Annotated in this window: 15 protein-coding genes; 3 read left to right on the top strand and 12 right to left on the bottom strand. The window is 63.6% G+C overall.

From position 1 onward, the window contains the following. Positions 1 to 71: 71 nt before the first annotated feature. The 12 genes from ACGHP5_RS10685 to ACGHP5_RS10630 all read right to left on the bottom strand — a co-directional run bounded on the left by ACGHP5_RS10685 (position 72) and on the right by ACGHP5_RS10630 (position 17,808). Positions 72 to 2,636: a hypothetical protein gene (locus ACGHP5_RS10685; protein ID WP_390566681.1), complete on the bottom strand. Its 2,565-nt coding sequence runs from the start codon at positions 2,634 to 2,636 to the stop codon at positions 72 to 74. Further along, positions 2,633 to 3,193: a hypothetical protein gene (locus ACGHP5_RS10680; protein WP_390566679.1), complete on the bottom strand. Its 561-nt coding sequence runs from the start codon at positions 3,191 to 3,193 to the stop codon at positions 2,633 to 2,635. Before ACGHP5_RS10680 ends, ACGHP5_RS10685 begins: the two co-directional genes overlap by 4 nt. Then, positions 3,168 to 4,076 carry a hypothetical protein gene (locus ACGHP5_RS10675; RefSeq protein ID WP_390566677.1) on the bottom strand — a complete coding sequence of 303 codons (909 nt, stop codon included), beginning with the start codon at positions 4,074 to 4,076 and terminating at the stop codon, positions 3,168 to 3,170. Before ACGHP5_RS10675 ends, ACGHP5_RS10680 begins: the two co-directional genes overlap by 26 nt. A gap of 14 nt (positions 4,077 to 4,090) precedes the next feature. Next, positions 4,091 to 5,086: a hypothetical protein gene (locus ACGHP5_RS10670; RefSeq protein ID WP_390566675.1), complete on the bottom strand. Its 996-nt coding sequence runs from the start codon at positions 5,084 to 5,086 to the stop codon at positions 4,091 to 4,093. A 3-nt stretch (positions 5,087 to 5,089) separates the two neighbouring features. Continuing rightward, positions 5,090 to 5,770: a hypothetical protein gene (locus tag ACGHP5_RS10665; RefSeq protein WP_390566673.1), complete on the bottom strand. Its 681-nt coding sequence runs from the start codon at positions 5,768 to 5,770 to the stop codon at positions 5,090 to 5,092. A 148-nt stretch (positions 5,771 to 5,918) separates the two neighbouring features. Next, positions 5,919 to 6,245 (bottom strand): RNA-binding protein, encoded by a 327-nt coding sequence (locus ACGHP5_RS10660; protein WP_390566671.1) that lies wholly within the window; start codon positions 6,243 to 6,245, stop codon positions 5,919 to 5,921. A gap of 12 nt (positions 6,246 to 6,257) precedes the next feature. Further along, positions 6,258 to 6,620, bottom strand: coding sequence for a hypothetical protein (locus tag ACGHP5_RS10655; RefSeq protein WP_390566669.1), 363 nt, complete (start codon positions 6,618 to 6,620; stop codon positions 6,258 to 6,260). A gap of 69 nt (positions 6,621 to 6,689) precedes the next feature. Continuing rightward, positions 6,690 to 11,606: a hypothetical protein gene (locus tag ACGHP5_RS10650; RefSeq protein ID WP_390566667.1), complete on the bottom strand. Its 4,917-nt coding sequence runs from the start codon at positions 11,604 to 11,606 to the stop codon at positions 6,690 to 6,692. Between the two features lie 66 nt (positions 11,607 to 11,672). After that, on the bottom strand, positions 11,673 to 12,983 hold the full coding sequence (locus ACGHP5_RS10645) for a hypothetical protein (RefSeq protein WP_390566665.1): 1,311 nt from the start codon (positions 12,981 to 12,983) through the stop codon (positions 11,673 to 11,675). A 12-nt stretch (positions 12,984 to 12,995) separates the two neighbouring features. Then, positions 12,996 to 15,248 (bottom strand): hypothetical protein, encoded by a 2,253-nt coding sequence (locus ACGHP5_RS10640; protein WP_390566663.1) that lies wholly within the window; start codon positions 15,246 to 15,248, stop codon positions 12,996 to 12,998. Further along, positions 15,248 to 16,903, bottom strand: a complete 1,656-nt coding sequence (locus ACGHP5_RS10635) for a hypothetical protein (protein WP_390566661.1) — start codon at positions 16,901 to 16,903, stop codon at positions 15,248 to 15,250. The genes ACGHP5_RS10640 and ACGHP5_RS10635 overlap by 1 nt, the downstream gene beginning before the upstream one ends. Next, positions 16,900 to 17,808: a hypothetical protein gene (locus ACGHP5_RS10630; protein ID WP_390566659.1), complete on the bottom strand. Its 909-nt coding sequence runs from the start codon at positions 17,806 to 17,808 to the stop codon at positions 16,900 to 16,902. Before ACGHP5_RS10630 ends, ACGHP5_RS10635 begins: the two co-directional genes overlap by 4 nt. A gap of 180 nt (positions 17,809 to 17,988) precedes the next feature. On the opposite strand from ACGHP5_RS10630, the gene ACGHP5_RS10625 reads away from it, so the two are divergent. From ACGHP5_RS10625 to ACGHP5_RS10615, 3 genes are read left to right on the top strand one after another with little or no spacing between them, the layout of a single operon-like run. Next, the gene (locus tag ACGHP5_RS10625) at positions 17,989 to 18,189 is read left to right on the top strand and encodes a helix-turn-helix transcriptional regulator (RefSeq protein ID WP_390566657.1); all 201 of its coding nucleotides are present in this window, start codon (positions 17,989 to 17,991) and stop codon (positions 18,187 to 18,189) included. Then, on the top strand, positions 18,186 to 18,506 hold the full coding sequence (locus ACGHP5_RS10620; protein ID WP_390566656.1) for a HipA N-terminal domain-containing protein: 321 nt from the start codon (positions 18,186 to 18,188) through the stop codon (positions 18,504 to 18,506). Before ACGHP5_RS10625 ends, ACGHP5_RS10620 begins: the two co-directional genes overlap by 4 nt. Further along, positions 18,503 to 19,495: a type II toxin-antitoxin system HipA family toxin gene (locus tag ACGHP5_RS10615; protein ID WP_390566654.1), complete on the top strand. Its 993-nt coding sequence runs from the start codon at positions 18,503 to 18,505 to the stop codon at positions 19,493 to 19,495. The genes ACGHP5_RS10620 and ACGHP5_RS10615 overlap by 4 nt, the downstream gene beginning before the upstream one ends. Positions 19,496 to 19,506: the final 11 nt, after the last annotated feature.

Genomic DNA, 19,506 nt, shown 5'->3' with positions numbered 1-19,506 from the left:
TGGCGCCTCCGTTGGGCGATGCGGTGGCGGCTCTCCACATCGCGGCTGATGTTGACTCTCTTTTTCATGGCTTAGGTCATATAGGAAAAACTTAGTTCGGTGGTGACGTTGTATGTGCCGCGTTCGTGCATGAGTATCGCGCGCGAGCCGGCCTTGATGACGAACGAACATCCCCGGTTGTATTTGTGGTCGTCGTTAAAGTCGGCCATCGTCTGGCGGCATCCGAAGCGCGGGACGCCGATGGCGTTGGGGATCGTGGCGATGGTACCCCAGGTGTTCGAGGTGGTGCGTGCCGTGTTGATTGTTCCCTGCACGCAAACCACATTGCCGATCTGCCGGGCCCAGAGCGTCCCGGCATTCTCGCCGCCGCACGGCAGCCACCCCGTGTCGTCGATCTTCTTCTGGTACTCCGGGCCATAGGCCGCGCCGAGGGCTTCACAGGCCAGGCGCCGGGCGTTGTCGTCCTTGAGCGTAAGGTCCGCGAGGTTCCGGTCCCGGCGCACGAAAGCCGTCAGGTCGCCCGTGCCCGCGGCGTCGAGCTTCTCGCGCAGGGCCTGGCGGGCCTCGGCAGTGCTTTTGCCCTGACGAACCAGGTGATTCACGTAGTCCTGCAGGGACTGGCTCAACGCCGCAAAGCGGCCGTCGGCCTCGGCCTTGGTGTAAAGACCTATGTTCGCGGCCACGGACTCCCGGTCCGCGGCGCTGTATCCCTCCAGCAGCCGGGGCGCATATTTCGAGAGCTCCCGCACCACGGCCGAGGTCATGACATAGCCCTCGCTCTGCGGTATGGAGGCCCCGTCCTCGCTCTTTCCTGCGAATGCGCCCGTTCGGATGGCTTCGAGCTTCGTCCTGTGCTCCGCGGTAAAGACCGCTCCCGTATAAGCGTCGTCATTGCCGAGCTTGCCCGCCAGCAGCTTGTCCACCTGCTCGATGGAGTACACGTCGATATTCTGCCGGGCCCGGGCCTTATCCTGAAGGTCTGCGAGGTTGGCCTCCTTGGCGAGTTTCAGCTCCCCGGTGCCTCGCTTCTCGGCGTCGATATTCTCTCGGGCGCGCTGCTGGCGCTCCTGCCTGAGGGCGATGATCTCCTCGGGGCTCTTGCCCTCGATCTCGGCGGAGGTCAGGGCCGTGAACTCCGAGAGGTAGCTCGCCGCATGCAGGAAGCGTTCGTCGCACTCCGCGGCGGAGTAGAGGCCGAGCGTCGCCCGTGCCGCGGCCTTGTCCGCCAGGTCCGCGAGGTTGTCCGTGCAGTTGAGCTTGCCGCCCAGGGCCTGCGCGACGTCGTCCGTGGTCACGAACCCCGCGGCGCCGTCCGTCAGGCTGCCCTCGGTGATGCCGTCGAGCTTCCGGCGCAGCGCGGTGGTGAAATCCTCCGTGCTGAGGCCCTTGCCCGCGACCTTGTCTACTTTCCCCGCCAGGGCCTCCGTGAAGGCTTCGGGCGAGACGTACAGCTCCGAGGTCGGGCGGCCGCCGATGCGCAGCTCGCCCGCCACATCGACCCAGCCCCGTGCGCCGAGGGTGAGGTTACCCAGATCGTTGTGCAGCGTGAAGTCCTGCGACGCCGCATCGGCATAGCCGGCCCAGGCGATGCGGGCTCCGTCCTTATCCTGCCACTGCACGAGCCCCTGCAGGGCCTTGTCATCCTTGGCACAGGCCGCATTGCGTATCGTAAGACCGCAGCCGGAGCCCTGTACCCGCAGCTCGCCCGCGGCCGTGACCGTGGCGCTCTTGCCTTCGACCACAAAGAGGGGCGCGTCGCTGCGGCCGTCGTAGACCGCGAAGCTGCGAAAGCGGTTCTTCGCGCCGTCATACCCGCTGCGGTTCACGGCGACCGCGCCCTCGTCCGTATCGTCCCCACGGTTGAAGATCTCGCTGCCGCGCAGCGTCAGGCTCCCGGCCCGCAGCTCCCCCGTGCGGATATGATCCGCCTGGAGCCCCTCCGCTCCCGCATGCAGGAGCGACACCCCGGCACGCTGCAGAGCGAAGGAGCCGTCGGTGGCGAAGAGCAGCTCTCCGAGCAGCGTCCCCTCGCTGTACAAACCTATCGAGGCGCTGCCCTCGGCGCTGAAGAGCGCGCGCAGGGCATAGCGTCCCGCGGCGTTCGCCACCGAGACGGCGCTGCGGCTCTGCAGCTCCTTGCCGGCCGTGAGGCCCCCCGAGAGCGCGATGTCCCCACGCACGCTCTGGCGCGCGAAGGGACCCTCCAGCAGCAGGGCGTAGCGGCCGAGGAACTTCTCCGGCATACGCGGGGCATAGTCCTCGCGGATCTCGATATAGCCCGGCAGGGCGCCCGTCACCTCGTCCTCGCTCCGGGGCACTTCACGGCCCCCGGAGCAGAGGTAGCAGCAGCGCCCGTGCTTGTTCACATCCCCGGCATAGGCGATCGTCTCGTAGCGGTTCTTCTCGTAGATGTAGTACGGGAAGGAGACCTCGGCGGCCCCCTCGAAGGGACGTATGCGGCCGCCGATCCACACGTAGCCCGGCGTGATGCGCCCCTCGGAAACTTCGCAGCCCGAGAGGATGAAGTTCGGGCATCCCTCGAAGAGCATGCTCATGCTCCGGGCCAGCTCCTGCAGGTTCAGCAGGTCGTCGTTGTAGGTGTAGCGTCCGCCCGTTTGTGCGATGTATTCTTTCACGGCGTGGTGGTGTTTGGTTGTTCTTTTCCGTCGATGCGGATCAGGTAGGTCCTGCCCGCCAGGCGGTATCTCTCGATCAGGTGCGTGAGCATGTAGGCCATCTCCCGCTCCGACGTCGTGACGGCGGGGACGCAGACGATGAAGCTCGCGCGCAGGACCTGCTTCTCCTCGGCCTCCAGGTACATGCGGCGGGGCTCTTCCTCCTCCGCGACGCCCTCGATCCGCTCGCCCTCGAACCAGAGGGTGAAGGGACGGCCGTAGCGGGCCTCCTCGAAATAGAGCTCCGCGCCTACGGAGGCCCCCTCGGTGAGGGTGATTCTCTGGTCGGGGTCCTGCAGGTAGCCGCCGAAGCGGCGGTTCAGGAACCACTCGAAGTAGAAGACCTGCGAGGTCATCGCCGCCTCGATGCGCCGCTCGCGGGCCCACGCGCAGAAGCGGTCGTTAAGCGTCTGCAGTGGCCAGGCGAGGCTCTGCACGAAGAGCACGAAGCGGCGGCCCGCGAGGTAGTGCGGCACGAGCCGGTTCACGAGCCTATCTATCGAGAGTCGGTAGCGCATCCTTGTCGATTACAAGTTTCAGGGCCTGGCGGAACGTCGGAAGCTCCGCCTCGTCGCCCTCTCCCGTGCTCTGGCGCACGTAGCCCGACGAGGTGTGGATCATGCGCTCGACGTACTGCGCCGGCTGCAGGTGCCCGTCGTTGTCGTACGAGGCCAGAAAGACGCCTTGCCGGGGCTCGGCCGAGGTGTCGGCCCAAACGTCCCTCACATGCTCCACGCTGCGCAGCGCCTCCCACACCTGGCTCACGTAAACCCCGGCGTCGAAGTCTATGCCCATCACATATTCATTGAGCCGCTCTTCGAGGGCGTCGTAGAGCTCCGACTCGGGAACGGCGCCGTCCCAGTAGACCGTCAGGCGCGGGATCAGCACATCCCCCGGGCGGCTGATGACCTCGATGCGCGTGCCGGCGAACTTGATGCGGTTCACGTAGGCCGTGATCTGTGCCAGCTCCGCGGCCCCGATCTGCCGCAGGGCGCCCTTGCTGCCCGTGGCCACCTTCAGGATCAGCTTGCTGTCCACATTTGTGTCGTCCGTACTCTCGGTGTAGGAGACCTGGGTGACGATCCGCTTCGAGGGGTCCTCGCTGGCGTAGCCGAAGGCCAGGCCGTCCTCGCGGATGACCAGCTCGTCGCCCTGCTGGTAACCCAGCAGGGCGTTGGCGTAGTAGCGCGGCGTGCCGTTGATGCGGCTCGAAAGCGTCTCGGAAACATCCACGGCGAAGACGTCGAGGATCGACTCGAAGGTGTAGATCATCGCCGCGACCATCCACGCGATGCCGTTCATCACGGACATTTTCGAGTCGTTGCTGTGCTCGGAGAGCTCCAGGCGCCGGTTGCGCTCGGAGATGGCCTCCGCGTATATCTGTTTCAGGGTTCTGCTCATATCGTATCGGAATATCAGTCTACGGCGCCGCCGGAGTGCCGGGACGATTCGAAGTCCGTCTCGGGTTCCGGGTCCGGATAAGGTTCGTATATGTACTCCTCGCCGCAGATATCGAAGCGCCACGGCCCGCCCTCGTTCCACGAAGGCTCGTGCGTCAGGAGCCACACGGCCTCCATGCCGCTCGTAAGGATGTAGTTCCGATCCTCGTCCCTCATGGGTTCTCGGTACTCGCCCGAGGGACGCCCGGTGAGCGTGACGCGGCACGCCCGGCGTCCGTAGTGCTCCCGCACTAAGGCGATGAGGTAGCCGTCCAGCGCGGGACGCTGCATATCGGCGTGGGACAGGTCCAGGCGCATAAGGCCCCGGCACGGCACCAGAGGACTCAGGTCGCGGCACGCGGCGCCCCGCAGGTCGAGCTCGCAGAGCCCCTCGCACAGCGGCAGGAGCGCCAGCGGCGCCTGCCACGGCCCCAGGGTCAGGGATTCGACATATACGGGACGCAGCAGATGAGCCGCGGACGGGTGCAATTCCGTGAGGTCCAGCCGCTGCAGCCGTGCGTCCCCATATATGCGAAGGATTCGAGGCGTGGAAATGGCGTTGTCGAAGGTATGATGCAATGTGACGCCGGCAGTCGAGAGTGCGACGGTCTGCAGGGGCGTGTTGTCGCCCCAGTCGATCTCCACGGCGCCCTCTCCTGCGAGCGAGAATCCGCCGCCTGTCGCGGCGGGCGGCAGGCGGAACTCCCCGAGACGCGGGAAGTGCGCCTCCTTGAAGTAGACGTGCCGCTCGCCGCTGGCGGGAACGATGCCCTCGCGCCGGAGGTAGGCCACCGTCTCGGCATCGATCAGCACCCCGTCCGAGTAGTCGAGCACCTGTCCGGCCCGCAGCTCGCTCATCATCGACAGCGCGGGGTTCGAGAGCAGCAAATCCGTGATGCCTTCGATCGAGCCGTAGATGTCCAGGGCGACGTCGTAGAGGTTCTGTCCCGTGATTACCGTATATCGTCCCATGCCTTAATTCGTCTTTTCGGTGACGTCGAGCAGCAGCTCGCCCGTCTCGGAATCCATGTATGCACTATTGATCGTCATGCGGTCGCTCTCGAACTCCCGCTGCAGGCGCGTGGCAAGGCCCGTCGTCTCGAAGTTGCCGTGCAGGAAGTCGATGAGCCCGACGCCCGAGGTCGGATACTGGTAGAGCGTCCCCGGGGCCGCCTTGAGCAGGAAGACCTCGTTCTGGCGCAGCGCCGCGCCGATACGCAGATCCGTCGAGGCGCCGCTGTACAGCTCCAGCACACCACCGCGCCGCACCAGGCAGTAGCTGCCCTCGGCATTCAGGGCCCCGAACTCCGAGAGCCGGACCGGCACGGACCCGGGGAGCTGCACCGTGTACCAGGGGCGGTTATCCGCAGGATTGACGAGGTATTCCGTGCCGCCGCCGGGAGCCGTCACGCAGAGGCGCAGGCGCAGCTCCCGGTACGAGGCCGTATAGGGAATCCGTACATGCAGCGCGGAGCCCTCGCCCCAGCGGGCGGCCGCGGCCTGCGGCACGGAGAGCTCCCCGTAGGCATAGCGTTCGTTGTCCGTCCCGTCGACGCGCTCCAGCAGCCGGAAGTCGCAGTAGACGCGGCCCGTGACATCGTCCGCGGTCTCCATCTCGCCGTACCGGGCGTCTATGAGTATGTCCTCTCGGGCCATAGGTTATCCATGCTTTCTTCGGTAAAGGATAGAGCCCCGAAAAGGGGATGGTTTACCTCTGCCGAGCGTCCCGGCATAGACGCAAAAAGCGGGAGTGTCCGAAGTACATGGACACTCCCGCCTCTTGTTTTCGCAGCGGCCCGGAGGGTTACTCCGCCGCCTGGATCGCGTCGTAGACCTTGGTGACCGTGAGCCACATGTCGTCCACCAGGGTCTCTTCGGCGATCTTCTCGCACGAGGCCTTGAGGTAGTCCAGCTCCTCGCGCGAGAACTCCACATGCAAAGGCGTGTCCTTGTCCGTGTCCCACTCGATGCGGTCGCTCTCCTCGATGCGGCGCAGGTTGACGGCGCTGCGCTCCTCCTCGGAGATGGCGACCTTCTCCAGGATGCCCTTCTTGAGGTTGAACTCCCGAAAGCTGCCCTTGGGCGGCAGCAGTGCCGGCAGGTAGAGCCGGTCTTTGATTGTCAGTTCCATGTTGCGTATTCGTTAGCGTGAATTATCCTGCGTTGCGGGCTCCTGCGCATCCTCGGCGGGTGCGGGCAGCTCTTCGCGAATCCGGGCGATAACCCCGACGCCTGTCGAGAATAGCTCGGCGGCATCCTCCCGCCAGGGAATGTTGCACGAAAGGTTGCGGCCCTCGAAATAGATCGAGCCGATGTATTCGCCCTGCGTTGGTGTCGCTGCCTGCTCCGGCTCTGCGGCATCGTCCAGCGGCTGCGGCACGGGGTCGAACAGATTGAGGTGAATGCGGTCGAGCCGCTCGTCGACCACCGTATATTCGATGGCGAACAGGACGCTGTCCGTCTGGTGACGGGCCGTGCGCGTAATGACGGTACTGGTAATCTCCATAGCTGATTTGCGGTTTACTGTAAGGTTAGAGGCCGGGCGGGCGGATGGTTTGCCGCCCAGGCGCTTTTTTTACACGAAATCGGCCGTGCTGACGACGAGAAAGTTGAACGAGCCGTCGTTCTGCGAGGCGTCGTCCTGGGTATGGACGACGAAGTAGCTGTCGTATTGGTATCGGACCGTAGCGTAAATCGAAGTATTGAACACCGGACTCATCTTGCCCGAGAGTATGACCATGTACTTGTCCACGCCGAGGCTCCAGGGCAGGTAGACGTGGAAGATACCCGTGCCCGTTCTGCTGACCGACACCTTGGTGCCGTCATAGGTCTTCTGCTTGAGCGTGATGCCGTATCCCGAATTGAGCGTCACGCTCCCCATGGCCAGGTACTGCAGGTAGTCGCCGTATTTGGACGTAGTGCCCAGGTCGCGGCGGTTCAGCACGATCCACCCGTAGAAGGTCGAGGAGGTCCCGAAGCCTATCAGCTCGACCACCTGGCGCGACATGTTGAGCTTGGTGGCAAGCCGTCCGTTCTCGTAGAAATACTTGCCCGAGGGCGCTGTGAAGGTGCTCGTGCCGTAGACATATGTACTGCCGTAGCGGTAGTGCGTAAGGCAGAGGCGGCGGCCCGACTGGCTCACGTCCCACGGAAGCTCGGGCTGCTGAAGGATCCACCCGCCCGAGTCCGTGCCGGCCTGCACGCAGATATTGTCGTACTTGTCCGCCTCGGGCTTGTTGGTCGAGGAGGAGCCCGAGCCCACGTCGACCCATATCGAGCCGTCCACCATCACGAAGGGGCTGCGCAGCGTGCCCTTGATCACCGCATCCTGGATCGTCGCGCCCTTCATCGTCAGCACCCCGGCCGCCGTCCACGAGATGTTGTTCTTGGCCAGGAACCCCGAGCCGTCCGACGAGAGACGCCAGTAGCTGCCGTTGTAGATGTTGCCCGCAGAGTTCAGGTACACGGAGCCCGCATAGAGCGACGAGGAGGTAAGGTTCCAGCCCCCGATCTTGCCGCCTACGGCCGTGATGCCCGTGCGGTCGAGCGTGACCTTGACCGCATTGCCCGCATCCCGCACCGAGATGCTCCCCGCATGGGCGCTGCCGCCCACCACGAGCGTAGAGTCGACCACCACCTGCGACGCCTTGACCGTCCCGGTGTAGATGCCCGTGGCGCCGATATAGGTCAGGGGATGATCCTTGAGCGTGGTGTCGTTGCCCTGGGCCAGCGCGATGAAGCGGTGGCGGCGGATCTCCTCCTCGACCGCGGCCGTGAGCGTGCGCGGCGCCGGAGCCTTGGCCTGCGTGCTGCCGCTCTGGAAAATCACCTCCGAATTATAGGCTATCTGCGGCGCCGGGGGTATCGGCGAGGGGCTCTGTGACGAACTCTCGATGGGCTGGTCCGAGTAGAGGTGGTACGCGGCGCCCGTCGTGCCGCCCCCGCGCAGGAACACCGCGAACATGCAGTAGTTCCCGCAGTGTGCGGCACCGCCGAAGGTGCGGCAGTAGACCTCCTCCAGGTCGTAGATATCCCACGAGTACCCGGCGCCGCCCCAGCCGCCGAAGTTCGTCTTGATCAGAAGGTTCAGTCCGCCCATGTGCGTCGAGCTGGAAGCCCAGTCCGAGGGCGCCTGCTCGTTGAAACCGCGCCGGATCATGATGTCCCGCTTGACGGTTTGGTCGCCGCCCTTGAACACCACGGGATAGTATTTTGAGGACTCGCCGTTGATTATGATCTTCTTGTAGTAGCGGTATCCGTAATTGGCGCTCTTGGAGGCCTCGATGTCGTTCTTCCACTGCAAGGAAACCGAGGAGCCGAAGGTCACGGCGCCCGCGGCGTTCCACGAGATGTTGCCCGAGGCCAGCGACCCCGAGCCGTCATTGTTCAACTTCCACTTCGAGCCGCCAGTGATCGAGCCGTCGGCGCCCAGCGAGACGTTGTTCTTGTAGATGCGCGCATGGTCGAAGGCCCATCCCGCGATGCGGTTATAGGTCTCCTTACCGCCGCTTTTGGTGTAGTTGGCGGCCAGGCAGAAATACTCAAGATAGTCCCACGACATCATCTGAAGACCGATGAAGCCCGTCTTTACGCTATTGCCCGAGGCGGCGATCTGCCCGAAGACGAAGTGTCCGGCATTGCCCGACTGATGCCAGGTCATCGTGATCCCGTAAGGTTTATAGGCCCCACTGCACCAATATCCCGAGCCACTGGCTGCCGAGCGGATTTGGATAGGCATGGCGCCTACCGTACCGACCGACCCTGCCGTGATGCTGTCCGCGCCGATCGTCCAGCCGCCGATCTTACCGCGCTGGAAGGTCAGCGTAAGACCTTCGATATAGGAGGTGTTGATGATCGAGGTCTTGATGCTCGCAGCGTCGAGCTTCTCGGCCCGGATGCTGCCCGCAGCGATGCGGTCCGCCGAGAGCGTACCCGCCCTGATACTGCCGGCATCGATAGAGACGGCATTGACCTGAGAGGCGGTAAGCGTGCCGGTGTAGATGCCCTCGGCGTCGAGCGTCGTCGTGTACCTCTCCGAGGCCGTGACGTCGAAGACCGTGGCGTAGGCCGCACGCCACACCGCCGGCGCCGCAGAGGTCGGGGCCGCACCGCCCGTCAGCGCGAAGTGGTTGAGCGTGCTGAATGTTCCGGTGGCGCCGCAGACGACCTTGCAGATATACTCCTCCCACTTGCCCGTCCCGGCATTGGGGGTCAGCCAGGTGGTCGTGCCGCCGGTGCCGTAGCTGTTGTGGTAGTTCTGCAAAGCCCGGCCCACGGGGATCTGCGCGATGATACGCACCACGAAGACGGCATTGGCACGGCTCGGCGTGCCGAAGGAAAAGCCTCCGATGCGTTTGTCAGTAGCAGAGTTCCACCCCGTAGCGGCATATTTGAGGGCATAGCCCGTCGAGTTGGGGCAGCCCGCGACTTTCTCGATGCTGCGGGTGGCGCCGGCCGGATAGTTAGCCGTGCCGTTATAATGGACACTTCCGTCGAGGAAGAACTCCGGGACGCGGTAGAGCATCTTGCCGAAGGCCATGGCGCGGGCCAGGACTTTGGCAGCCTCCGCCTTCTGCGTGGCGTCCGCCGAGGCCGCACCGATCGCCTCGCTCTTCTTTGTATCGGCATACGTCTTGGCCGAGGCCAGCGCCGCATTGGCCGCGCTGGTCCAGTTCACGCAGACCGAAGCCCCGAAAGTTACATTGCCGTATGTATCCCATATGATGTTGCCAGCGGCGAGCGAACCGGAGCCGTCATTGCCGAGTTTCCACTTCGTCGTGTTGGCGATCGAACCGTCGGCGCCCAGCGAGACGTTGTTCTTGTAGATCCGCGAGGGCTCGATCATCCAGCCGGCGATACAGTTGGTGGTGCCCAACTGCGCCACGGTCTTGCCGCTGGCGTCGGTGGCCTGAAACCCGAAGTCCGTCTCGCTCTTGTGATAGAGCTTGACATAATGGACAACCTGGCCGTCTTTGGGGAAGATCCTTATGCTCCGGTCCGAGCTGCTGATCGTCATTCCCGTATTATACAATGAAGTGAACGTGATCTTCCAGCCGCCGATTTTCCCGTAATGGAAAGAGCACCCCAGGCCGCTGATGTAATCGGCCGTGACGATATCGGCGCGGATACTCGCCGCATCGAGCTTCTCGGCCGTGATGCTGCCCGCGGCCAGGCGGTCCGCCGAGAGCGTGCCGGTTCGGATGCTCCCGGCATCGAGCGCCACGGCGTTGACCTGCTGCGCCGAGAGCGTGCCCGTATAGATACCCTCCGAGGAGATGTGTGTCAGACGGGGCGAGACCTCCTCTTCAAGGGTTTTCGTAAGGGCGGCCAGCGGAGCCGTCCACTGCAGGCTCACACCCTCGGAGAAGGTCACTTTCCCCGAGGCGTCCCAGAGGATGTTACCCCCGGCCAGAGCTCCGGCTCCCGAGGCCTCCAGCCTCCATCGATAGCCGCGCAGCCCGTTCGAGGAGAGCGTGACGGCACCCGGGCCCGCCGTATAGCTGTCCGGAGCGTTGCTCTTCGTACCCCGGAATATCGCGTCCGAATCGATGGTCCAGCCGCCGATCGTGCCGCGCACCACATCGAGCGTCAGCGACTCGATATTCTGGGCCGTCAGGATCTGCGCCTGCAGCTCCTTCGTGTTGAGCCGTGCCGTGTCGATGACCCCGGAGGCGATCTGCGAGGCGTCGATCGTCGCGGCGCGCACAGACTCGGCCGAGAGCGTGCCCGTGAAGAGACCGTTCGCATCGATGTAGGTGGCGCCGGCCCACTGCATGGCGACCTGCGCCCCGAAAAGGATCTTGCCCGTCGAGGCGTCGTAGCGGATCGACTCCTCGCCGCGGCCGAGCTGCACGCTGCCCGTGGTATCCAGCGCGAAGGTCCGACGCCCCTCATGGAAAGCGTAGACCCCGTCGACGGTCTGGCGCTGGTATTGCCCGGCGTCGTTGCGGGCCAGCAGCGTATAATGACCTATGGCGACGCCGGTTGTCGTATTGTCGGCATTCCGGACGCCTGCAAAAAGTTTGGGGGTGATGACACTGGAGCCGTCGATCTGCGTCTTGCCGCTGTCCCACTCGTTCACCCAGTCCGGCAAGAGGACTTCCGAATCCTTGCCCGGTGCCCCGGCCCTGGCCTTCGACCACACGAAGGACAGACGGTAGCCGGCAGCCCCGACCGTGACGGGAATCTCGATCGAACCGCTGTCGGCAAGGGTCGCCGTGCCTTTGTTTACGCGGTAGGTAATGGTCTTGCGGGCAGGATCGACCGTGATCGATGCGAAGCCCGCAGGTTTGACGATGGCGCCGATCGCAAAATCCGAAACCGCAGACCCTCCGAGCGTCACAGAGACCGTAGAGGCGAAGACCACATCACGGGGTATGACGCCATCGTTTGTCGCCTCGAAGATGTATTCCGCGAGCGATTGGGTGATCGTATAGCTGTCCTGCTGGGTATAAATAGTCGCCTGTCCGCGGGCGATGAGTTCTCGTGGCATGTATGACCGTCTTTGGACAAGAATAGCCCGCCATCCATGACAAGGTTAGCGGCAGATGCGGAATTCCTATTTGGATACCTCGCACATAAGCACGCCCTTGCCCGTAACGTCGGCCTTCGCAACCGTGATCGACTTGCCCGTATAGGTCTTGAGAACGGACGTGCCTGCCGTGTTCCACAGTTTCCAGGTGTACGTGTAGGCCGTGCCGGCACTGTCGATCTCCTCGCCGCTACGATACAGAAGAGCCTTCACATCGACGTCGTTGCCGTTGTTTTTAATGACAAAGCCCCTCTGACTCACCAGATCGACCATGATGGGGTCGGACATGTCCGAGAAAGAGAGGATGTCGCAGACCACCTTGTTCGCCGAGGCATTCCCTGCTGCGGTGTCCGTATCCTTGATGGCGCATTTGAAGGTCTCGAAGTTCAGCACGGCATCGGCCGTGATAGTAATCTCATTCGTGGTCCACCCGGCTGTCACCCCGCGCGGATTCGCAGAAGTAAGGTGTGCCCATCCTGCGCCGAGCATCGAGTGATAGTAGGGGCATGTCACGGCGGCACCCGTTGCCGCCGCAGCACTCAGGGCCGAGGTCAGCGTGACGACCTTCGTCGAGACATTGACGGCCGAAATCGTGTATTCGCCGCTCCCGAGCTTGAGCTTGCCCCCGGGCTCCATATTCGCCACGGACGCCACGACGATGGTCGTTGCTCCCGCATTCGCGGCGGCGGTGACCGTTGTCCCCGTGAAGACCGCGGAATCCTTGATACCCCACGCATAGGTCACGTTCGTAGTGTCGATGGTAGCGCCGCGCCACAGATCGCAGTGGGCGCGTAAGGTGGCGACGGCGTCGTTCTTGAAGACAACGCCGTCGGGAGCATACGCCACGGCGGTAATCGTCGCTCCGGCCGAGAGATGCTGCGTAAACTGAATCTCCGCACGGAACGGTATCTCCAGTCCGTTGGCGTCGATGTAGACGGCTTCGAAAGCATAGCGGACCTGCGGGCTGGCGACGCTCATGTGATTGGCCTTGATCGTCAGGGCATATTTGGCCGGTGCATCGCCCACGGTGCAGCTATCTTGTCCCGAGGTGACGGCTACGCCGTTTTTGTACCACTTCGCCGAGCCGGCCTTCACACCGGATGTCAGCGTCGCGGCATTGCCTACGGAAGAGATCTGGTCGACGGACGACTTGCCGCTGACGAAAAGCGAGGGCGAGAGCACCAGATAAGGCGACGCGGCCCAGGAAGGAGCATAAGCGCTGGTGTCGCGGTTGAAGACCTGCGTGAGGGGTTGGGAGGAGCCGATGAACGCCTGCAGAGAGACCGCATCGTTCTGGTCGACGATGGTGACCTGGCCGCGTGCTATTTTGAGTGCCATATATGCTGTTGTTTAAAAGGTTACTTCACATGTAAATACCGCTTTGCGGGCTACGTCGCCGCCGGTTATCCGCAAGGTCTTTCCGCGGTGTTCCGTGGCGTTCCACACCTCGTCGCCCTGCACGTCGTCGCTCTGGCGCATCCACAGAAACCGCCCCTCGGCGATCGAGCCGGTAATATCCCGGCCCGCGGACATGACATGCGCCGATAACAGGGTTTCGCCCGCTCCGTTATGCAGGACGGTGCCCCTGTCGGTCGCGATATATACAGAATAGGCGTTTTCGCCGTCGTATTGTTTACTGACCGTGTACATGCATGTATAGCTCTGCCCCGAGACGGCGGCGCTATACCGCAGCGTCAGCACCTCCCGTCCCTCCCAGCCGTGGAAGGTCGGCAGCAGCCGCAGGGTCGTCGTACGGACGCCCGCATCGCGCCATGTCCCGTCCGAGGCGAGGTACTCCCAGTGCCGGGTCTGAGCCTCGAAGTTCTGCTCCGTAGCGACAAGAAGTATCTCGGAGGGGTCGCACTCCCCAACCCACGGATCGCCGTAATGGAACGTATCCGTGCCGCTGACAGAGACCGATTTGGGCTGCAGCGCCTGGTGCGCCTCGTCGCTCAGATCCTCCCAGCGGATCGTGACGTCCCGAAGCGAGATCGTATCCTTCGTCCAGCGGAAACGCCCCGAGGCGAAGTGCCCCGTGCCGTCGGGGTTGATGACGAAAGCGTCCCCGCGCGAAGAGAGCGACCCGTCGTCCCCGAGCCGCAGCAGCGGGTTCTGGATCGTACCCCCGATACCGCCGCGCACGAACCACGCCCCGTAGTCATCCGTTTCGCGCAGCACGCCGTCCGTAGGCTGGTAAGGCGTGGGACGCGAGCCCGCTTCGAGCTGCGGGGCCGCGAAGTCGAAGCCCTGGCCTTTCGTGAACGAAAGCGTCAGACGTACGCCCTGCAGGCGCTCCACGCAAAACGGGTAGCAGAAGCGCTGCCACTTCCTCGAAAGCGCTACGACGACGTCCGGTTGGTGCGCGTGGCCCAGCGTGACGGCGTGGGGTGTGCTGCTGCGGGCCCAGAACGAGAAGCAGTACCGCTCGCCCTGGTGCGCCTTGGCCCACTCTTCACTCTGCACCTCCATCAGCGCCGTGCCCGAGGGGATGCGGCAGTAGCCGCCGAGGCCCGTCGGAGCGCCCGTCGCAACGGCCGTATATTTGGTGAAGAAGGTCGGGTGCAGGCTATTGGGAACGCAGTTCTTATGGATTCGCCCTACATAGAAAGTGCTGCCGAAGCCCTGCTCGTCGGCAGCCGTCAGCGTCCCCGCGACATGCACCCGTCCCGCAGCGTACAGATTCTGAAAGTAAGCCCCGTAGCCGTCCAGCGTCCCGAACACGGAGTCCGCGACGCCTTGGATCTTCCCGATGCGCCCCTTGGTGGCGCGCCCGAAAGCCGCGATATCCGCCAGGCGCACCAGGTTGAGCTCCGCGATCTCGAACCACGACCCGGCCGTAAGCCGCTCCGTGAGATCGATCTCCAGCGAGCGCAGATAGGTGCCGGGATAATCCGCCGTGAATACCGCCAGGCGGTATTCCCACTCCGTGCCCGCGGCGAGCGTGTCGGCGTAGTCCAGCCGTGAGCCGTCGGTATATCCGAAACGGATCGGGACATCCGCCAGGGGCGTCCCGGCGCGCACCTTAAATGAAACGAGAATACGCTCGGGGTTCTGGACAGTCTCCTCCGGGAGCATCCGAAGGCCGTACCTGTCCGTGCCCTCGAACGAGGTGCGCGTAAGGCGGTAGATGCGATGCACGTCGCCCTCGCTCTCCGTATAGCTCTCATCCAGGTATTGCGCTCCCTGGCGGCCATAGCGGCTGCGATCCTCCTCATAGGGGTCGCCGCCGCCCATCGTGGGCCACAGCAGCGAGAAGTCGCCCGCCAGCCCGTCGAGCACGTCCATATAGGGAGCCCCGGAGTCCGAGGCCGTAAGGTAGAGGGCCCCGCCGCGCTGCGCATCGAACAGGTTCGTTACGCGGGCGAAGTCCAGAAGCTCCCCCGAGCGGGGCTCGTCGCCCTCGACCAAAGCCCCGACGAAGTAGGCGACCCGGTCGCCTTCGACCTGCTCCGTACCCGTTTCGAGCACCACAAGCAGCGAGTAGACCTGCCGCGAGGCGTCGTAATACTCGCGCCGCACCACGTCACCCGTTCTGAGGCCCTGCACATGGCCCGAGTGCGGGGCCGTGCGGATCTTGTATGTCGGATAATCTACTTTTGCCATCAGTGTACTCTTTCGACCGTATCGCCCCGGCAGCAGTCGCTGACCCACAGCCCTCCGCCCACGACGTCCGCCTTGCGGATCTCCAGCTCGTAGACCCTCATGCGCTTGCGCACGGTAAGCTCGTCGAAGGTCGCGGCTGCGTTTCCCGTGGCGCGGCTCGTCCGAACGGCCCAGCCCGTCCCGGCAAAGCCCGAGGTGAACAGCTCGCTCGACACGTCGCCCAGCAGGTAGGTGTTGCCGAAGTGCTTGATGCCGTCCGAGGTGCCCAGCAGGAAGCGGTCGTCGGAAAAGAATAGAGCATCCGACGCGAGGCGGGTGGCGCTGCCGGCAATTTCGAAGGACTCCCGCGTACGGAGGCTGCCCTCGAAGACAAAGGCCGCGGCGTCGCTCTCAACAGACAGGACGCCGGCCGGAGCGTCGTCCGAGAGCGTATCTTCGGCCGAGAAGAGGTAGCGCAGCGTCGTGCCCAGCAGCGTGCGCTCCACCTTGCCGCTATCGGGCAGCGTACGCTCGAAGGTCCCGAAAAGGGCCACGCCGCCCTCCCGGGGGCAGAGGTAAGGGCCCTGCGCGCTGCCCAGGCGCAGCCGCTTGTGGAGCGTGACGCCCTCGTCATCGGCGTCCGTGCGATAGCTCGAAAGCAGCGTATCCCCGAAGTCGTGACGCACGGTGAGCGACCCGGGGAAGCAGGCCTCCCCGTGCGGGGAGAGGAGCGTGTAGCTGTCGTCGGCGTCCATCACGGCCGAGAGCAGGCGCACACGCCCCGTATGCCCGCCGCCCAGCAGCAGGTTGCCCCCGGCGCCCGAGAGCCGCACCCCGTCGGCAGTGTGTACCAATACCGCCTGGCCGTTCATGCAGATACCGTACCCCTCGTCGAACGAGAGGTGGCACCCGGCTGCCAGCTCGTCGTCCCGCAGCAGCAACATACGCCCGCCGCCCACGCCCAGCTCCACGCCATGCAGGGCCCGGAGCGTTCCCGAAAGTTCTACGGCTCCGGCAACATACAAGGCTCCCGCAACCGTGGCGTCGCGCATCGTCCAGTCCGCATCGCTGCGGTTGGCATTGCCGCCGTGGTAGACGCCCCGGCCGCCGACGCTAATGCCCGAGGGGTCGATACGCACACCCGTCGCGGCATCGCCCACGAGGATCGAACTCTCGCCGAGCACCGGCGTATCCCCGAGGTAGAGCGCCGGGGCCTGCACGTTCAGGCGGTCGAGCTGCACGTCATAACTCAGGGCCCTGCGGCCGCAGAGCAGGATGCCGCCCCGCACGTCGACCTCCTCCGCAAAACGCACCCCCGCGCCGTCCTCTCGGGCATAGGCCTCCAAGAGCGTGCGGTTCTGCACACCCGCCGCAAAGCCGTAACAGGCCCTCAGCAGGCCCTGCATATCGCCGCCCGAGAGCCGCAGGTACTCCATGAGTATCCCGCCCTCACCGCCGCCATCCCCGCCCACGGCGCCCGCAATGGCCAGGGCGAAGCCGTAGGCCGTATTATGCAGGCGGACGGACGTGTCGTCGCCCTCCTCCACGCCCCACGGATGCTCGGCGTCCTTGCGGTCCTGGGCGTTGAAGAACTGCGCGTACAGCGCCCGGTAGATGTTATAGCACAGGCTGTCCGGCGCAAGCGCGTCGATGGCCGGGTTTTTCTCGATGCTCATTTGGTGAAGGAGGTTTGGGAGAGGAAGTTCTGGATCTTGGAGATCAGGGGCGCGAAGTTCGGGGCGTTGACCGCAGGCATCGTGCCCATGAGCGTCGGGGTCATGATCTTCGTGCATTCGGTCAAAAACTCCATCATCAGCTGCGCGAGCTGCTGACCCAGCACCATAGGCTCCGTGGCGTCCTCGCCTCCCACGGTGATCTTCTCTCCGGTGACGGTCACGGCCTGGCCTCCGACTTTCGTCTGGGCCTTATCCGTCGAGAGGCTGAACTCCCCCTGATCCACCTTCAGGCCGATATGCTCGGCATCCTGCGTGGCGGCGGTCTCCTTGCCGCTGTCGTTTCTGACCGTCGAGACGATCCCCTCGGCCGTGTAATGCGTATGGGCCTCGTTACCCGTAGCCTCCAGGGCATCGTAGTCGGGGGACGAGTCGCTCGATGTGTCCAGCTCCTCGGTCTGCGTAACGCCGATGGACACCTCTTCATGGGAGCGGAACTGGAGAGTGTCGGCGTGCGAGAAGTTCACCACGTACATCGAGCGCGTGGCGGCATCCGAGACGATCGTGACGTCCGAGAAGAGCGTGGGGACGATAAGGACCCCGCCGCTGTTGTCCTGCGTCCCGGCCAGCAACACCCCCTTGTGCAGGATCGGCTCCGTAGAGGCCGTCTCGTCGGGGTATTCGCCCACGTCGATCGTGCCCCCGTACTGCCCGAACTCCCCGTCCGAGGGGTCGTCATGCACCTTGGCCACATAGCCGTGAATGAGGCGCGCCGTGCCCACGCCGTCCGTGCCGCCCGCCGACATATCCACACGGTCGATGCTGCGTCCCAGCGCGATGCGCCGGATCGCCTCGCGGATCACCACCTGGCTGCTGCCGTTGTCAAGCGTTCTTTTTTCCGTCTCCATAGTCCTTTTTACTAAAGGAATAGGAAGAATCGGCGGCGAAGTGTTAAGCCCCGTCCATCTTAATCCGTGGAGCGGCTTGAATTTCTTATCGACGCAAAGACGGGCAATTTATTGCACTTTTATTTTGCATACGAAGAAAATTTGGAATACATTTGCAGAGAAAGGCAATATTTTGCACCTATGGACTATTCAATCATCAAAGAACGGCGGACACTGCTGGGGCTTACCCAGCAGGATTTGGCCGATTATACGGGAGTGAGCCTGCGCATCATCAAGAGCATCGAGGCCGGCAAGGGGAACCCTTCGGTCTCTACGCTCTCGAAGATCGCCGAGGTGCTCGGTCTGGAGCTACGATTGCAAATAAGGGAGGTCGCTAAATGAGGCAGGCGGAGATATACAGCAACGGCATATTGGCCGGGGTGCTTACCGAGACCGACCAGGGGCAATACCGGTTCCGGTACGACGATGCGTTTCTGGGGGACGAGCGGCAGACGGCCATCTCCCTCTCGTTTCCGAAGAGCGGGCGCGAGTTCGTGTCGGATACGCTGTTCCCGTTCTTTTACAACATGCTCGCCGAGGGCGCGAACAAGGCTTACCAATGCCGCACGCTCAAGATCGACGAGAACGACGCCTTCGGGCTATTATTGGCAACGGCGCATACCGACACCATCGGCGCCATAACGGTAAAGAAGATATGAAAGCATGGACAGTTTGTCCCGGTCATCTGGCCGAGGGCTTCGACAGGTATTGCCCGTCGTGTACGCGGTGCCTGTTCGACGGTCGTAAGGTCAGTCCGCAGCTCGATTTCGATTACGATGCCGACAGCGCGGATATGGCCGAGGGCATCAACCAGCTCTCCGTATCGGGCGTGCAGGAGAAGTTATCGGCGGTCGTTGCCGACGGGAAGATCGCACTTACACCCGTCGGCGAACAAGGGCGCTATATCATCAAGCCCGCACCGGCTTACAAGCACCTGCGCTTCCGCGACCAGATCCCGGCCAACGAGCACCTGACGATGCAGATCGCCCGGCAGGTCTATAAGATTCCGACGGCGGAAAACGGGCTGGTTTTCTTCAAAAACGGGGAGATCGCCTATATCACCAGGCGTTTCGACTACGATGTCGACGGCAACAAGATCAAGCAGGAGGACTTCTCGTCGCTGGCGCACAAGACGAGCGCGACGCACGGCGCCGACTTCAAATATACGGGCAACTACGAGGATGCCGCCGCATTGATTCGCCGTAATGTCGCGGCGTGGCAGGTACAGATGAGCCGTTTCTTTACGCTTGTCGTCTTCAACTATCTGTTTGCCAACGGCGATGCGCATTTGAAGAACTTTTCCTTGCAGCAGACTCCCGGCGGGGATTATCTGCTCTCGCCGGCCTACGATTTACTGAACACCTCGATACATGTCGAGGACGGGGATTTCGCCCTGCAAGGCGGGTTGATTCCCGCGGCGGAATATTCCGATGTCTATGCGCGAACGGGGCACCCTTGCCGTGCCGATTTCGAGACGTTCGGCAGGCGGGTCGGCGTGCTGCCCAAAAAGATGACCGCGATTCTCGATATGTTCTCGCTGGAGCAGCCGGAGGTGTATGCTCTAATCGAACGCTCGTTCCTCGACGAGAAGGTCAAGCGGATGTACCAACGATCGTACAGGGAGCGGCTGAGCCGGTTTCTCAGATAACGCAACGGCGT

It is taken from the genome of Alistipes sp. i18-0019-D1 (genome assembly GCF_042852885.1).
Lineage (GTDB): Bacteria > Bacteroidota > Bacteroidia > Bacteroidales > Rikenellaceae > Alistipes.
Note: the sequence above shows the minus strand (reverse complement) of the source record. Positions and strands in the feature narration are given on the sequence as shown.

What these genes read in the sequence shown, in the direction of transcription:
- ACGHP5_RS10680 (WP_390566679.1), bottom strand. Translation starts at nt 3,193, where the DNA reads ATGCGCTACCGACTCTCGATAGATAGGCTCGTGAACCGGCTCGTGCCG.
- ACGHP5_RS10675 (WP_390566677.1), bottom strand. Translation starts at nt 4,076, where the DNA reads ATGAGCAGAACCCTGAAACAGATATACGCGGAGGCCATCTCCGAGCGC.
- ACGHP5_RS10670 (WP_390566675.1), bottom strand. Translation starts at nt 5,086, where the DNA reads ATGGGACGATATACGGTAATCACGGGACAGAACCTCTACGACGTCGCC.
- ACGHP5_RS10665 (WP_390566673.1), bottom strand. Translation starts at nt 5,770, where the DNA reads ATGGCCCGAGAGGACATACTCATAGACGCCCGGTACGGCGAGATGGAG.
- ACGHP5_RS10660 (WP_390566671.1), bottom strand. Translation starts at nt 6,245, where the DNA reads ATGGAACTGACAATCAAAGACCGGCTCTACCTGCCGGCACTGCTGCCG.
- ACGHP5_RS10655 (WP_390566669.1), bottom strand. Translation starts at nt 6,620, where the DNA reads ATGGAGATTACCAGTACCGTCATTACGCGCACGGCCCGTCACCAGACG.
- ACGHP5_RS10650 (WP_390566667.1), bottom strand. Translation starts at nt 11,606, where the DNA reads ATGCCACGAGAACTCATCGCCCGCGGACAGGCGACTATTTATACCCAG.
- ACGHP5_RS10645 (WP_390566665.1), bottom strand. Translation starts at nt 12,983, where the DNA reads ATGGCACTCAAAATAGCACGCGGCCAGGTCACCATCGTCGACCAGAAC.
- ACGHP5_RS10640 (WP_390566663.1), bottom strand. Translation starts at nt 15,248, where the DNA reads ATGGCAAAAGTAGATTATCCGACATACAAGATCCGCACGGCCCCGCAC.
- ACGHP5_RS10635 (WP_390566661.1), bottom strand. Translation starts at nt 16,903, where the DNA reads ATGAGCATCGAGAAAAACCCGGCCATCGACGCGCTTGCGCCGGACAGC.
- ACGHP5_RS10630 (WP_390566659.1), bottom strand. Translation starts at nt 17,808, where the DNA reads ATGGAGACGGAAAAAAGAACGCTTGACAACGGCAGCAGCCAGGTGGTG.
- ACGHP5_RS10625 (WP_390566657.1), top strand. Translation starts at nt 17,989, where the DNA reads ATGGACTATTCAATCATCAAAGAACGGCGGACACTGCTGGGGCTTACC.
- ACGHP5_RS10620 (WP_390566656.1), top strand. Translation starts at nt 18,186, where the DNA reads ATGAGGCAGGCGGAGATATACAGCAACGGCATATTGGCCGGGGTGCTT.
- ACGHP5_RS10615 (WP_390566654.1), top strand. Translation starts at nt 18,503, where the DNA reads ATGAAAGCATGGACAGTTTGTCCCGGTCATCTGGCCGAGGGCTTCGAC.